Genomic DNA, 14354 nt, shown 5'->3' on the forward strand with positions numbered 1-14354 from the left:
TATTATGCAAGGCTCACGCCTTGAGCCACTACCCCCCGCATCATGACGACACTTTATCCAGGAGCGTGGTCATGAAAATTATCCATCCCGATGTCGACACCGCGGTCTTTTATGCCGTTACCGTTTTTTGTGCCGTGCTGATGCTGGCCATGTAACATCGGCGCCTATGCCGCAAATACTCGAGCGCCTGATTCTCTGCGCTACCAGCCGTCTCGCCCAGTCGCTGCGCTGGCAGGATGACCGCGCGCGCCTGGCGGCAGGCGAAACGCGCTGGCCAACCCTGAACACGAGCACCGTCGCGCAGTGGCTTGCGCAGTTGGGCGAAGCCGCATTGCTGCGCGGCGAGGACGATGCGCTGCTGTCGCGCCGCGTGCTCGACGGGTTTCAGGAAGCCATGTTATGGGAAGCGGTGATTGCGGAGTCGATTCCCGATTACGCCAGCAGTTTTTTCGATGTGCCCGGCATGGCCGCGACGGCGCTGGAAGCGAATGCCCTGATGGTGGTATGGGGTGTGGTCCCATTCGGCGGCGAGAATGAGGATGAAACGCAGGCCTTCCTGCGCTGGCGGCGCAGATTTTACGAGCGCTGCAACGAACAGGGCCTGATCGAGGCCGTGCGCTGGCACGAGGCGCTGCTGGCCTTGATCGAACGTGGTGCGGCGCGGCTGCCGCGCGAGGTGTATTTCGCCGGTTTCGACAACATCACGCCGCAGGAGCGGCGACTCAAACAAATATTGGCGGGGCAGGGCGTTCATGTCGACGAATGGCAGTTCGCCGCTAATGCGCCGGTGACGCTTAGCATCAGGAAGTTGGCCGATACGGACAGCGAACGTCGCGCCGTGGCCCAGTGGGCCGCCGAGCAACTGGCGCGTAATCCCGCTACCCGTCTTGGCATTGTGGTTCCCAATCTCGGCAGCGCGCGCGACGGACTGGAGACCGTGCTTGACGCCATGTTGCATCCGGCATTGCTGCGCCCGGCACGCGCCGAAGTGCCGCGCTGCTACAACTTCAGCCTGGGCAAGCCGCTTACGCATCAACCGCTGGTTGCCGTGGCGTTCGATGTCATCGAATTCGCGACCGGTTCCGGGGAAGTGGAGCAAAGCCGCATCGGTGAACTGCTGCGCCATCCCTGTTGGTCGGCCAGCGTGAGTGAAGCCGATGCGCGTGCCCGGCTCGAGGCCGTGATGCGCGAACGCCTCAATGCGACCACGACATTGGCGCGAGTGCTGTCGTTCGCGCAGTGGTTTGCTCGCGGCATGGATGAAGCCCCCCTCTCCCTTGAGGGGGCGAGCGGAGAATTTCAGGAGCATGGCTCCCGGCCCGCGCAGCCGGCTGACTGTGCGAAGCCAGCCGTGTGGCACGAAGTGGGGGCAGAAGGGGAGGGTGGAAGAAAGTCATGCTTGCGAATACTGCTCGCGCATCTCGTTGTCATCGAATCGACCCGGCACGAATGGAAAAAGAAAACGCTGCCTTCGCAATGGGCCGAACGCTTTCGCCACTTGCTGCGCCATGCCGGCTGGCCCGGCGAACGCAGTTTGTCGAGTTACGAGTTCCAGGCGCGTGAAGCGTTTGCCGGGGAACTCGACAAACTCGCCGCGCTCGACGGCATCCTCGGCGCCATTCCCGCGCGCGAGGCACAGCGGCGGCTGGTCCAGCTTTGCAATACGCATATCTTTCAGGCCGAGATCGTGGGCGATCCACAGATTCAAGTGGTCGGCATGCTCGAAGCGGGCGGCATGCATTTCGATGCGCTGTGGGTGATGGGCATGACCGACGACGTCTGGCCGCCCCCGCCGCGTCCCAATCCCCTCTTGCCGGCGGAACAGCAGCGCAAGGTTAATGCACCCAACGCATCGGCGCAGGTACAACTGGCGTTTGCCCGCTCCATTCATGGCCGCCTGTTGCAAAGCGCACCCGGGATCAACTTTTCGTTCGCGCATGTTGATGGTGTAACGGAGTTACGCCCAAGCCCTCTGCTCGTGGGGCTCGCATCGGGCCAAGCCCCTAATGACACCTCCTCCCAACCTCCCCCGCCAAGCGGAGGAGGCGACTATTCGGCCCTGTGGGCCAAAGATGTTGACGACAGCATCGCGCCGCCCGTGGCCGAGGGCGAGCATGTGCGCGGCGGCACCGGTCTGCTGCGTGCGCAGGCCATTTGTCCGGCCTGGGCTTTTTATCAATACCGCCTCGGCGCGAAGGCGTTGCGACAGCCGGTGGACGGGATCGATGCGGCGGCGCGCGGCAGCATCGTGCATGACGCCCTGCGTGTTTTCTGGCAGGCGACAGGCGCTTCGTCGCGGCTGCGGGCCATGTCCGATGCCGAACGCAATGCCGCCATCGACAAGGCGGCCTGTGCCGCACTCGACGGCTACGACCATGTGCATCGCGCCAACCCCTTGCCGCCGGTGTTTCGCAAGCTGGAGCGCGAGCGTTTGCAGCGCCTGCTGGGGAACTGGCTGGCGGTGGAGTTGCAGCGCGAACAGCCGTTCAGTGTCATCTCGTGCGAGGAGCGCGTCGAAGTCGACATCGACGGCATCGTATGCAATATGCAAATAGACCGCATCGACCGGCTGGACGATGGCCGCAGGATCGTTATCGATTACAAGACTGGCGCTGTCGCGGGCGCCGCGGCCTGGGCTGCAGCGCGCATCACCGATCCGCAGCTGCCAACCTATGCCGCCATCGCCAGGCACGATCAGCCACCGGCGGCAGTGGCCTTCGGCCGCGTGCTGCTCGAAGATGCGCGCTTTCTCGGCATCGGCGAAGCAGATGGCCTGCTGCCGCGCGTCTCCGGTATTGACAGCGGCGACGCGCGACGCGTTTTCAGCACGGAAGAATTTGCCGACTGGCAGGCCGTGCTGCTGCATTGGCGCAGCAGCATTGAAGCGATTGCGCACGAAGTGAAAGCGGGCGTGGCCCCCGTGCGGGTCGAGAACGAAACCGACCTGCGCTACTGCGACGTGCTGCCGCTGCTGCGCCTGGCCGAGCGCAGAACGCAGTGGGAAGCGGAACTGAAAGAGTGAAAGTCAAAAGCATGAGCCACAGAGGGCACAGAGACCACAGAGAAAAACCAAACCCAGGCCCGAGGGTGTTTTTGACTTTGCCTTTCTCTGTGTTCTCTGTGACCTCTGTGGCTAAAAAGCCTTTGACGTTATGACTGTCGATCTGCTCGCCATCGACGAATCCTCGCGTGTCCGCGCACTCGATGTCGAGTCCTTTATCGTCGAAGCTCCCGCCGGTGCGGGCAAGACCGAGCTGCTGACGCAGCGCTATCTGCGCCTGCTGGCGCTGGTGCAGGAGCCGGAAGAAATCATCGCCATCACCTTTACCAACAAGGCGGCGGCGGAAATGCGCACGCGCATCCTGCTTAGTTTGTCGTCCGCCATGCAACCCGCAACCATGGCAGCGGAGCCGCACAAGCAGATCACGCGCAGGCTCGCGCTCGACGCGCTGACCCGCGACGCCGAATGCGGCTGGCAGCTGTTGCAAACCCCGGCTCGCTTGCGCATTACGACCATTGATGCATTGAGCGCCAGCCTCGCGCGGCAAATGCCCTTCCTCTCCCGTTTCGGCGCGCAGCCCGCCATCAGCGACGACAGCGCCGCGCACTACGATGCCGCCGCGTTGCGCACGCTGGCATTGCTCGAAAACGACGCCGACGCCGGGTGCACGATGGAAGAGGCCTTGCGCTACTTCCACAACGATAGCGCGCGCCTGCAAAAGCTGCTGGTGTCCATGCTCGAACGGCGCGACCAGTGGCTGGTCCATCTCGATAGCGCCGAACAACACGAAGGCGGCGCCATCGCCGCGCTGGTCGCCAGCGATCTTGTCCGCGCCGGCCTGGTCATCGATGCAACGATGCAATCGCAACTCATGCCCATCGCGCGCTATGCCGCCGGCAACCTCCTTGCTGCCAACAGCGATTCGCCAATCACGCTGTTGGCGGATTGGACCAAATCGTTGGGAGTAGGTGAAAATAGTAAAAATACCGTCATCCCCGCGCAGGCGGGGATCCAGAGGTCTTCAAAACCCATGGATTTCCGCCTGCGCGGGGATGACGAGGAGGGATGCGGGAATGACGAAGAGGGATGCGGAGATGACGACAAATGCCTTGCCGACATCGACCTCTGGCGCGGCCTCGTCGCCTTGCTGCTCACCAACAGCGGCACCTTGCGCAAACGCTTCGACAAAAACATGGGCCTGCCCGCCGAGAAGGATGCCAAGCCCTTCAAGGAGACGCTTGCCGATGTCATCGATACCCTCGCGCAAACGCCGGGCGCTGAAGCCGCCCTGGCGCGCATCCAGTTGCTGCCAGAGCCGAAACTGGATACGGAAGAGGCGCGCATCGTCGGCATCTTCGCGCGCCTGCTCAAGCTCGCCGCCGCGCAACTGTGGACCGTGTTCCAGCAGCAGCGCGAAGTCGATTTCATCGAGATCGCGCAACGTGCCCTGTCCGCACTCGGCGACGAGGCGACGCCGACCAATCTCCAGCTCAAGCTCGATTACCGCATCAGCCATTTGCTGGTCGACGAGTTCCAGGACACCAGTCCAGCGCAGGTTACGCTGCTGGAGCGGCTCACCGCCGGCTGGCAACCGGGCGACGGGCGCACGCTGTTTGTCGTCGGCGACCCCATGCAATCCATCTACCGCTTCCGCAAGGCCGACGTCGGCCTCTTCCTGCAAGCGCGCCAAAGTGGTATCGGCGGCATCGGCCTGGAATCGCTGCGCCTCAACCGCAACAACCGCTCGCATCCCGAAGTGGTGAACTGGATCAACGCCACCTTCCCCGCAGTCTTCCCGCCCGCCGACAATCCACAAACCGGCGCGGTGAAGTTCGCCGTGTCGGTCGCCACCAAATCATCCGCCGCTACCGCGGGCGTATTCATGCATCCGGTATTGGTCGCCAAGGATTCCGAAAATGCTGGGGGCGACGAAGCGCGACAGGTCATTGCCATCCTCCGCGCCGAGCGCGCCGCGCACCCGGCCGGCAGCATTGCCATCCTCGTCCGCGCCCGCAGTCATCTCGATGCGCTGGTCACCGAATTGCAGCGCAGCGCGCCGGAGCTGCGCTATCAGGCGGTGGAAATTGAGGCCCTGGTTGAGCGCCAGGTGGTGCAGGATCTGCTGGCCCTCACGCGCGCCCTGCATCATCGTGGCGACCGCGTTAACTGGCTGGCGGTATTGCGTGCGCCCTGGTGCGGCCTCACCTTGCCCGACCTGCATGCGCTCGCTGCCGACGATCACGGCAGCACGGTCTGGCAATTGGTGAATGATGCCGCGCGCATTGAACGCATGTCCGCCGACGGCCAGCAGCGCCTGCTACACCTGCGTGCCGTATTTACCGAAGCTCTGGCACAGCAGGGCCGCCTGCGCACACGGCGCTGGGTCGAAGCCGTGTGGCGCATGCTCGGCGGCGAAGCCTGCCTGCACGATGCCGCCGAACGTGTCAATGCCGAGGCCTACTTCCACCTCATCGACCAACTCGATGCCGGCGGTGGCTTCACGCTCGACCGGCTGGATCGCGAGATCGCCTCGCTCTATGCCGAACCCGATAAGAATGCTGATGGCATTGACAGTCCGGCCATCCAGATCATGACCGTGCACAAATCCAAGGGGCTGGAATTCGACGCTGTCATCCTGCCCGGCCTGCACCGCGCGCCGCGCAACGGCGACAACAGCCTGCTGCTGTGGGAAGAGTTCGTCGATGGTCACGGCCACGAGCATCTGGTCATCGCCCCGGTCAAGCCGCGCCGCGGCGGCAACGACAAACGTCCGAGCGCCTACGATTATCTGCGCACCCTCGATGCCGAACGCGAGAGCAACGAGAGCAACCGCGTTCTCTACGTCGCCGCCACCCGCGCCATCCGCGCCCTGCACCTCGTCGCTGCCGCGACAGTGCAAACGAAAGAGGAGGGCGACGTACTCAAGCCGCCAGTGAAAGGCTCGTCCCTCGCTGCACTGTGGCCCGCAGTCGAAGCCGAGTTCGAAGCAGCCCGTCATTCCCGCAAAAGCGGGAATCCAGCGACTTTAGATTTGGAGGCCAACTCGCTCGCTGGCTTCATCCCTAAACTCACGCGCATCGCTTCGCCCGCAATCCCCGCTTATCTGCAAGGCGATGCCACCGAGGCTGCCACCGTTCGTGCAGAGCCTGTCGAAGCACAAGACGACACGATCGAGATCAGCCGTTCCCTCCTCGCCGACATCGGCACGCTCGCCCACCGCACCCTCGAACTCATTGCGCAGGACGGCCTCGATCAATGGAACGTCGAGCGCGTCAAGGCATCGCAACCGGCGTTCAGGCGCTGGCTGCAGGGCAGGGGGCATGCAGCGTCGGTGCTCGACGATGCAGCAACTCAGGTGCAGGAGGCAGTCAGCAATGCCATCAGCAGCGAAGCGGGACGCTGGATACTCTCGAAGCGAGACGAAGCGGGCAACGAACTCGCGCTCACCAGCAGCCAAGATGGAAGAACCCTATCGAATGTAATCGACCGCACCTTTGTCGAAAATGGCGCGCGCTGGATCATCGACTACAAGACAGCCCGCTTTGAACCAGATGCTCCAGAGTCAGACCTGAAAGCCCGCGCCGAAATCTACCGCCCGCAACTGGAGCGCTACGCTACGCTATTTGCTGAAGAAGGCTTGTCAATCCGTTTGGGAATATTTTTTCTGAGTCAGGGAAGGTTGTCAGAACTGGCATTGAAAAGGTCTGGACAAGACTTGTAGGTATGTCAATTCTGACATATGCCAAAACGCATGAGTAAGCGCGAAAACCGTTGCTGTGGCTGCACGGTCAAGTCAAAACGCCACCTTTCTCGGCAGTTGCACGAATTGAAGCGGGCATGCTACTGCGGCGCCTGCAAGAGGGTGGCAATATTTCGTTGCCACACTCACGGCCCATGCCGAGTATTGGTCGAGGTTGTCCATTGGGAATCCCCGACGAAAACCGTACATGGAGGGTTGAGTATTACGTGGATGCGCTGGCCGTCGTCATACTTGAGGTATTTGCCAAGACAACCAGTCAAACGCCACAAACGGTTATTGATGTCTGCAAATCGAGATTGAAGTGTTACAAATCACTCGCGTGAGGATAGAAGCCATGAAGACCACCAAATTGGAACGCCTCAAAGCCGCCGGCTGGAAAGTCGGCAATGCGGAAGACTTTCTGCAATTGAGTGACGAAGAAGCACAGTTCGTTGCGCTCAGGCTCTCGCTGATCAATGCAGTAAAGAAATCGCGCATCAAGCGCAACCTTTCGCAAATCGAACTGGCGCAACGCATAAAATCGAGCCAGTCGCGCATCGCCAAAATCGAGGCGGGCGATTCCTCGGTGTCGCTGGATTTGATCGTTTGTGCGCTTATTGCGAGCGGCGCCAAAGCGAAAGATATTCAGGAAGCGTTTCTGTCGCCGAAATGAAGCTCGTAAATCACCGAAAAAGAGGACTATGTAGTTGAATAAGCAATCAACGAGAGAGCCTGTATGGCAACCATGAGTTTCAGCATCCCTGATGACGTGAAAGATCGCTTTAACAAAGCGTTTGCGGATGCGAACAAGAGCGCTGTCGTGACCAAACTGATGCTGGACGCGCTGGATCAGATCGATCACAAGCGTCGTAGCGACAAAGCTGTCCGCCGTATTTTGAATCGGCACGCAAAGAATAAAGGGCCGTATATCTCGACAGAGGAGATTTTAAGAACGCGTGACCAGATTCGGGCCGAATCCGATTCCGCGCATGGAATACGGCGCAAGTGAGACCGAATGGAATGGAGTTGAAAAATATTCGACCCCGTTGCCCACTTCTCATGGCATCCCGTTTTGATGGAGATGCTGGCGTGACAAGGAAAGCAATTCAAAGCCGGAGCAATTGGCCTCGATCCAGTTGATCTTTTTCTAGGAGCAAGTCTTGTTCAAGTTCATCGGCGTTATTGTTGGCTATTACCTGCTCGGTATATTCGGGGCCATCCTCGGCTTCTTGATCGGATCTACCATCGACCGTGTCCGCGCCTATGGTACGGGCGGGTTCAACCCGGTTGGCAACGCCCAGCGCCAGGCCGTGTTTCTCGAAACCATGTTTGTCTCGCTGGGCAAGCTGGCCAAGGCCGATGGACGGGTATCCGAAGAAGAGATCGCTCACACCGAAGCGCTGATGCAAAAGCTCGGCATGACGACCGAGCACCGGCAGCAGGCGATCGGGCTCTTCAAGCGCGGCACCGAACCGTCCTGCGATCTCGAATCGTTATACGCCCGCTTCATGGCAGCTTGCGGCCATACCCGTCACCTGAAACAGGTGTTGCTGGTGTACCTGATCGCGATGGCGCTGACTGATGGTCATGTCCATGCCGCCGAAGAAACCCTGCTTGCCGACATCGCCGGCCGCCTTGGCTACAGCCCGGCCGAGTTCCGGCAGCTGATGGAGATGGTCACGAACCAGGCCCATTTCGCCTCCGGCCAGCCGAGTAGCGAAAAGGCGCTGGAGGATGCCTACAAGGCCCTGGGCGTTACCCCGGACAATAGCGACCAGGAAATCAAGCGCGCCTATCGCAAGCTGATGAGCCAGTACCATCCAGACAAGCTGATCGGCCAAGGCATGCCGGATGACATGGTGGCAATGGCGACGGAGAAGGCGAAGGAAATCCAGCTCGCCTACGACCTGATCGAGAAGAGTCGGCGTGCGGACGGGGGTTAAAAGGACGGCGAAATGCATGGTTGGTATTGGCGCGGAACCATTTGCTTATTCAGCGTTTCCCTAATCAGGCTTTGCATGATCGAATAGTCGTGAAGATTTGGATTTCGATTTAATTCGCCGGGGTAGTGGAACGCTGATTCGGACTTCGAAACCATACAACTCATGATGATCGATAACCAGATCGAATCTCCAGAGTCATTCATGGCCATGTATGTCACGCCCGGCCGTGACCGACCCAACGCGCCGCAGGATGTCGTGCTCGCTCGCTATGAGGGGTGCGAAGGCATGGCCTGCATGCTCATCGAGTATGCGCAGAAGCTGGCGTTCGACGAAGGCATGGAGCGGAAGGTGCTGCACCAGTTCCATCAAGGGCTGCTGGCCGAGCCTTCGAATCTGAGCGCGCAGGAGTCGGTGTGGGTCATGCACCGGCTGGCGGAGCTGCTGGATTGGGGCCGCTGGTTTTCGAAGAATGATTTACTGGCGGTACAGCAGCACGCTTTCGCGCTCTTCACTCCAACTGGATTCGTCGGCTTGCAGCAACTGGTCGAGATCGGCCGGCGCAGCGGCGGGGTTGTCCACCCATTCGCGCAGCAGCGGGCTGCCGTTGATGACGTCGATGGCGAGCTTGTCCAGCTCGTATTCGTAGGCAAAGTCGCGCCACAGCGCGTAGTCCGGATAGAGGCGGCGGATGGCCTTGAAGGCCAGCGCATATAGGCGCCAGGGGCGGAAGGCGGCGTGGTCGTAGCCGGCGTTTTCGACATGCACCTGGAATGCTGAACACAGCTTGCCGGCATGCTTGTGAAAAGTGGGTTCGAACCAGCACGGGCGCACGATGCAGCCTTGCAGCCAGTGCGGCGCCAGCGCCTGCATTTCGCGCAGCACTTGCACGGCATCGATGTCGGGCGCGCCGAGCACTTCAAGCGGGCGTGTGGTGCCGCGGCCTTCGGAGAGCGTGGTGCCTTCGAGCAGCACCGAGCCGGGATAGCAGCGCGCCATCCACAGGGTGGGCGCATTCGGACTCGGGTTGACCCAGGTGCGCGATTCGAGCGGCCAGCCGTAGCCCGGCGCGCGTTCGGGTTCCCAGCCGTGCATGGTCACCACTTGATAGTCGAGATCGAGGCGCAGCGTATTGACGAACCAGTGGCCGAGTTCTCCCAGTGTGAGGCCGTGTCGCATCGGCAGCGTGCCGGCGCCGACGAAGCTCTCCCATCCTGCCTGCAGGCGCAGCCCTTCGACGGGACGGCCGATGGGGTTGGGGCGGTCGAGCACCCACACGGCTTTGCCAAGGCGCGCCGCCTCTTCGAGCACGTAGCGCAGCGTGGTCTCGAAAGTGTAGATGCGGCAACCGAGGTCGAGCAGATCGACCAGCAGCACGTCGAAGCTGTCCATCATCGCCGCCGTGGGACGCCGCACTTCGCCGTAGAGGCTGAACACCGGGATGCCGAGCACGGGATCGACAAAGTCGGGCGACTCGATCATGTTGTCCTGCTTGTCGCCGCGCAGGCCATGCTGCGGGCCGAAGGCCGCGCTGAGCGTGATGCCGTCGAGCGCGCCGAGCACGTCGAGCGAATGGCGCAGCTCGCGCGTGACCGAGGCGGAATGCGCGAGCAGGGCGACACGACGGCCGGCCAGCGGACGGTGCAGCGCGGGTTCTTCGATCAAACGGTCGATGCCGAACTTCAAGGTTCATTCTCCTTGGTGCGTGCGTAGTAGCGAGACGCGTTGATGACGAATCATCTACAAACATTCGTCATTCCGCGAAGACGGGAATCCAGCGACTTGCTGGTAAAAAGACCCTGGATCCCCGCCTGCGCGGGAATGGCATAAAAATACGAATGTTTCGATTTCAATGCGTCGCTCCACTAGATGTGTACCGACGGTGCGGCGAGGCGCAGTATAAAGCCGCCGCGATGATGGAAATCCGGTTTGCTGCGCGGATGGCGCAAGGCCCAGTACGAGAGGCCGCCTGCCTTGTCTTCGACGACGGCCGTGAGGCCGATGCGCAAGGCGCGGCCGGCGAATTCGCCGAGGTGAAGCTGCGCTTCGAGTACCAGGCCATCGGGCTGCGTTTGCAGCGTAATGCACGGCGGCGCGACGGGAACCAGCGCCGCCATTCCGGTACGATAACGGGCGAAGCGGTAGGTGGCCCATGCGCGGGATGGCGCGAAATTGCATTCGACATAAGCCGGGCGGTCTTCCGTCGTGATGAACGCTTCAAAGCAGGTATGGCGCCACAGCTCGTCCCTGTGCCGTACCGCGATGTGTGCTGGCAGGGCGATGCGCTCGACAGCGCCTCGAATGACGTAGCGCAAGCGAAACCAGCCGTCCGCGCCGCGTTTGGCGCTGGCGGTGAAGCGCTCGATCGTGTCCGTTGCCTGGCTGTGATGGCATGTCAGCGGCAGGTCATTCATGGTGTGCACAAATTACTCATCCCTCCGCCTTGGCGGGTACCTCAGTGGCAATTGATTTCCGAATGATAGTGGAGTCGAGGCCCGCACTTGCAATTTGTAACTGCAGACCCCGCTATCCATTGATTTACACTGCCTGGCGTTCTCCTGAGCCGGAGTTGAAATTTGAACAAAGATTACAATCCGAAATTGTGAATAATCGGATTGGTAATCATGAACAAGCGCAAACTGATATACACAATGCAATTGCCCATTCGCTGGGCGGATATGGACGCGCTGGGACACGTTAATAATGCCTTCTATTTTCGCTACATGGAGCAGGCGCGTGTTGAATGGCTGGAAACAATCGGCTGCGCCTCACCGCAATTCAAGGTTGCCGGGCGGCCGGTCATCGTCAATACCAGTTGTTCCTTCCTGATTGCTTTGGTCTATCCGGGCGATGTCGAGGTACGCGTTTATGCCGGCCGTGCCGGGCGCAGCAGCCTGCCAACCTATTACGAATTGCGCCACGTTGGTGACGACAGGCTCTATGCCGAAGGTGCCGCAAAGATTGTCTGGATCGAGCTGGACACGGGGAAATCAATCCCGCTGCCGGAACAGATTCGCAAGCAGGTTGAGGGAATCTAGTGCCATAAGGGTCAGCGGGTCTGGTTTTTGTGCTTTCAGAAAGACAGATGTCTCTGATCACTTTGGTTCTGCGGCTGCCCATTTGGGCCAAATGGATCAACACGGGTTTGGAGTTCGAGTAATACTTTTTTCTTCGTCAAGAAACGAAACAAACCGGCCCGAAACCGACGATGCGGCGCGTGATTGACCCGCTAATGAAGGAGCACAAAATGAAACGCTTCGCTCTGGCATCAAGTTTGTTTTTCCTGGTATCGGGGGCTGCACTTGCAGGCGCCTCGGGAACCATGGTTGAAGAATCCGGCAAGCAATTTCCCGCACAGCTATTGTTTTCGCATGCCGGCAAGGATTACGCCATGACTTTGACTGGCACGGCCACCCGTAAAAAGATGTTTATCAAAGTGTACGCAGTGGCCCACTACATGCAGGATGCGCAACAAGGGAGCAAGGACGCCTTGTTGAAAGAGGCAATGACGGATGGCAAGGCCAAGCAGATCACCATGACCTTTTTGCGGGATGTGGATGCCGGGAAGATTATTGATGCCTATCGGGAAGGCTTCAAGAAGAATGCGACGCAGGCCGAGATACAGGCAATTCAGCCGCACATCGACACCTTCTGCGGGTATTTTGCCAAAGCCGATGTGAAGGAAGGTCAACAGTTCATCTTGCGTTGGCTGCCTGGCGGCGTGGTGTTAACCAATGTTCTGGGCCAGGATAAAGTTGCTATCACCGATGAAATTTTTGCCCGGGTATTGTGGAGCATCTGGCTGGGCAAGGATTCCATCGTCAATACCGAAGATCTGGTCAGGGCCATGATATCAACGTAGCATCGGGAATGATGGGGGCAGAGACGAATGGCACTTACTTAAGCGCTTATTCCTTGCGTTAATGACAAAAGTCGTTCATTTTTGGCACGAACCTTTACACTCGTCATTCCCGCGCAGGCGGGAATCCAGAGGTCTTAACGCGCAAAACCCATGGATTCCCGCCTGCGCGGGGATGACGTGGCTTAAATAAGTGCCATTCGGGGCAGAGACATTCCACCCTTCGGCTCAGGGTGGCTTCGAGAAGCGAAATGTCACTCCCCCTCTTGTGACGCAAGCGTCAACTCGGCCCGGGACCTGAACAGAACCACAGTTTGTTGCCCTCGCTGTCGAGGAAGCTGCCGACCTTTGCCTCACCGTAACTCTGGACTGGATCGGCAATGACCACCCCGCGTTCGCGCAGGTTGGCCTGCGCAGCAACGGCGTCTGCGGTCTCGATGGTGATGCGCGGGTTTAGGTTTGCCGATGGCTGAGTACCGGTATCCGTCTTGAATAGCAGTACGGTGTGGCCGAGGTGACTGCCAACTTGCTTGCCATCTTCAAATGCAGGCCGCAGCGACAAGGTTTCGGTATAAAACTTAATTGCGCGATCGAAGTTGGTTACCGACAGGGCGACGGCTTTGACGTTTTGGAGATTCAGGGCGGGTTGTGTCATTTCAGGTTCTCCTTGCCAATGAGGGGTACAAGAAACAAAAACACTTCAATCCGGATGGTTGATCGCCTTGGGTCCTGTTGCCTTTGGTCGATCTATCGGATTCGTGCTGCCACTTCATTCTTGTGTCGAGTGTTTGAGCCGCCTTTATCAGTCGGCGGCGAATCTCATCTGGTTCATAAATCAGTATAGTAAGGAAAGCAGTTTCGATAAGCTGCGTTTGATTTAGCGGCTTTGTGCGATTCGATAGTCCATCGGCGCGTGCCGATTCTGACGAATCTTGAGGAGGATTGTTCATGGCTGGTCTGGAAGCTCACTATTCGGCGCCCGACATCGAGGCGCGAATTTTGGCGGCGCTGCGCGCGGCGGGATTGAATCCCGAGCAGCGCGTGCCGCTCAAGGCGCTAGGGGCGCTGGACCATTTCCACACGGGTGGATTCCTTGCGTCGCGCGAGTTGCTGGAGCGGGCGCAGATTCGGGCCGAAGATCGCGTGCTCGATATTGGCGCCGGTCTGGCCGGCCCGGCCCGGTTGCTCGCTTCCACGCACGGCTGCCGCGTCGACTGCCTCGAAATGTCGCTCGATTTCTGCGCCGGGGCGGTATTGCTCAATCGGTTGACCGGCCTTGACGACCGCATCAAGGTGCACCGGGGCAGCGCGCTCGACATGACTTTTGCCGACGATTCATTTGATGTCGTGTGGATGCAAAACGTCGGCATGAACATCGCGGACAAGCGCAAGCTCTACGGCGAGATCTACCGCGTGCTCAAGCCCGGCGGCCGCTTCGCCTTCCAGGAAATGGCCGCCGGGGAAGGCGCTGTGTCCTGGTTTCCGTTGCCGTGGGCCACCGACCCCGCCGACAGCTTTCTTGCTTCTGTCGATGAGATGCGCTCGATTCTGGGCGAGAGCGGATTTGTTGTGGAACTGTTGGAAGACACCAGCGACGAGCATTTGCGCAGGACTGCCAATAACGCCACGCCCGTTGCGCCTGAACAGTTGGGCTTGGCGGTGTTCGTCGACAATCTCGCGCAAAAGTCCGCGAACGCGCGGCGCAGTCTTGAGGAAGGCCGGATCCGGCTTGTCAGAGGTGTATTCCGGGCGAAATGAGCAACAAGCTGGCTGCCATGTTCGCGGTTGTGATGCAAAGGCACAAGGTCTGGCAGA

The 14354-nt window shown here is 60.0% G+C and carries 14 protein-coding genes; 10 read left to right on the plus strand and 4 right to left on the minus strand.

All coding sequences use genetic code 11. From position 1 onward, the window contains the following. Positions 1 to 20 precede the first annotated feature (20 nt). From K5E80_RS16890 to djlA, 7 genes are all read left to right on the plus strand, one after another. Complete coding sequence (locus K5E80_RS16890; RefSeq protein ID WP_281420163.1) at positions 21 to 155, plus strand: hypothetical protein; 135 nt, start codon at positions 21 to 23, stop codon at positions 153 to 155. 11 nt (positions 156 to 166) lie between these two features. Further along, positions 167 to 3022, plus strand: coding sequence for a PD-(D/E)XK nuclease family protein (locus tag K5E80_RS01845; protein ID WP_220634552.1), 2856 nt, complete (start codon positions 167 to 169; stop codon positions 3020 to 3022). Between the two features lie 130 nt (positions 3023 to 3152). Continuing rightward, positions 3153 to 6722 carry a UvrD-helicase domain-containing protein gene (locus K5E80_RS01850; RefSeq protein ID WP_220634553.1) on the plus strand — a complete coding sequence of 1190 codons (3570 nt, stop codon included), beginning with the start codon at positions 3153 to 3155 and terminating at the stop codon, positions 6720 to 6722. A 50-nt stretch (positions 6723 to 6772) separates the two neighbouring features. Further along, positions 6773 to 7084 carry a type II toxin-antitoxin system RelE/ParE family toxin gene (locus tag K5E80_RS17080; RefSeq protein WP_425514529.1) on the plus strand — a complete coding sequence of 104 codons (312 nt, stop codon included), beginning with the start codon at positions 6773 to 6775 and terminating at the stop codon, positions 7082 to 7084. 11 nt (positions 7085 to 7095) lie between these two features. After that, positions 7096 to 7413 (plus strand): helix-turn-helix domain-containing protein, encoded by a 318-nt coding sequence (locus K5E80_RS01855; RefSeq protein WP_220634554.1) that lies wholly within the window; start codon positions 7096 to 7098, stop codon positions 7411 to 7413. A gap of 63 nt (positions 7414 to 7476) precedes the next feature. Continuing rightward, complete coding sequence (locus K5E80_RS01860) at positions 7477 to 7749, plus strand: hypothetical protein (RefSeq protein WP_220634555.1); 273 nt, start codon at positions 7477 to 7479, stop codon at positions 7747 to 7749. A gap of 151 nt (positions 7750 to 7900) precedes the next feature. Beyond that, positions 7901 to 8683 carry a co-chaperone DjlA gene (gene djlA / locus K5E80_RS01865; RefSeq protein WP_220634556.1) on the plus strand — a complete coding sequence of 261 codons (783 nt, stop codon included), beginning with the start codon at positions 7901 to 7903 and terminating at the stop codon, positions 8681 to 8683. 195 nt (positions 8684 to 8878) lie between these two features. On the opposite strand, the gene K5E80_RS01870 is transcribed toward djlA, so the two are convergent. From K5E80_RS01870 to K5E80_RS01880, 3 genes are all read right to left on the minus strand, one after another. After that, positions 8879 to 9049: a hypothetical protein gene (locus K5E80_RS01870; protein WP_220634557.1), complete on the minus strand. Its 171-nt coding sequence runs from the start codon at positions 9047 to 9049 to the stop codon at positions 8879 to 8881. A 108-nt stretch (positions 9050 to 9157) separates the two neighbouring features. Then, positions 9158 to 10366: an exo-beta-N-acetylmuramidase NamZ family protein gene (locus tag K5E80_RS01875; RefSeq protein WP_220634558.1), complete on the minus strand. Its 1209-nt coding sequence runs from the start codon at positions 10364 to 10366 to the stop codon at positions 9158 to 9160. A gap of 179 nt (positions 10367 to 10545) precedes the next feature. Further along, complete coding sequence (locus K5E80_RS01880; protein WP_220634559.1) at positions 10546 to 11103, minus strand: DOMON-like domain-containing protein; 558 nt, start codon at positions 11101 to 11103, stop codon at positions 10546 to 10548. Positions 11104 to 11304: 201 nt separating this feature from the next. Between K5E80_RS01880 and K5E80_RS01885 the strand changes: the two genes are divergently transcribed. Next, on the plus strand, positions 11305 to 11718 hold the full coding sequence (locus K5E80_RS01885; RefSeq protein ID WP_220634560.1) for an acyl-CoA thioesterase: 414 nt from the start codon (positions 11305 to 11307) through the stop codon (positions 11716 to 11718). Positions 11719 to 11927: 209 nt separating this feature from the next. After that, a complete protein-coding gene (locus K5E80_RS01890) occupies positions 11928 to 12542 on the plus strand; it encodes a chalcone isomerase family protein (protein ID WP_220634561.1) in 615 nt (204 codons plus the stop codon). A gap of 277 nt (positions 12543 to 12819) precedes the next feature. On the opposite strand, the gene K5E80_RS01895 is transcribed toward K5E80_RS01890, so the two are convergent. Further along, on the minus strand, positions 12820 to 13194 hold the full coding sequence (locus K5E80_RS01895; protein ID WP_220634562.1) for a VOC family protein: 375 nt from the start codon (positions 13192 to 13194) through the stop codon (positions 12820 to 12822). A gap of 293 nt (positions 13195 to 13487) precedes the next feature. Between K5E80_RS01895 and K5E80_RS01900 the strand changes: the two genes are divergently transcribed. Next, positions 13488 to 14297 (plus strand): class I SAM-dependent methyltransferase, encoded by an 810-nt coding sequence (locus tag K5E80_RS01900; RefSeq protein ID WP_220634563.1) that lies wholly within the window; start codon positions 13488 to 13490, stop codon positions 14295 to 14297. The last annotated feature ends 57 nt before the right edge of the window (positions 14298 to 14354 follow it).

This window comes from Georgfuchsia toluolica, from assembly GCF_907163265.1.
GTDB lineage: Bacteria > Pseudomonadota > Gammaproteobacteria > Burkholderiales > Rhodocyclaceae > Georgfuchsia > Georgfuchsia toluolica.

What these genes read in the sequence shown, in the direction of transcription:
- K5E80_RS01890 (WP_220634561.1), top strand. Translation starts at nt 11,928, where the DNA reads ATGAAACGCTTCGCTCTGGCATCAAGTTTGTTTTTCCTGGTATCGGGG.
- K5E80_RS01900 (WP_220634563.1), top strand. Translation starts at nt 13,488, where the DNA reads ATGGCTGGTCTGGAAGCTCACTATTCGGCGCCCGACATCGAGGCGCGA.
- K5E80_RS01855 (WP_220634554.1), top strand. Translation starts at nt 7,096, where the DNA reads ATGAAGACCACCAAATTGGAACGCCTCAAAGCCGCCGGCTGGAAAGTC.
- K5E80_RS01850 (WP_220634553.1), top strand. Translation starts at nt 3,153, where the DNA reads ATGACTGTCGATCTGCTCGCCATCGACGAATCCTCGCGTGTCCGCGCA.
- K5E80_RS01895 (WP_220634562.1), bottom strand. Translation starts at nt 13,194, where the DNA reads ATGACACAACCCGCCCTGAATCTCCAAAACGTCAAAGCCGTCGCCCTG.
- K5E80_RS01885 (WP_220634560.1), top strand. Translation starts at nt 11,305, where the DNA reads ATGAACAAGCGCAAACTGATATACACAATGCAATTGCCCATTCGCTGG.
- K5E80_RS01860 (WP_220634555.1), top strand. Translation starts at nt 7,477, where the DNA reads ATGGCAACCATGAGTTTCAGCATCCCTGATGACGTGAAAGATCGCTTT.
- K5E80_RS01870 (WP_220634557.1), bottom strand. Translation starts at nt 9,049, where the DNA reads ATGGAACTGGTGCAGCACCTTCCGCTCCATGCCTTCGTCGAACGCCAG.
- K5E80_RS01845 (WP_220634552.1), top strand. Translation starts at nt 167, where the DNA reads ATGCCGCAAATACTCGAGCGCCTGATTCTCTGCGCTACCAGCCGTCTC.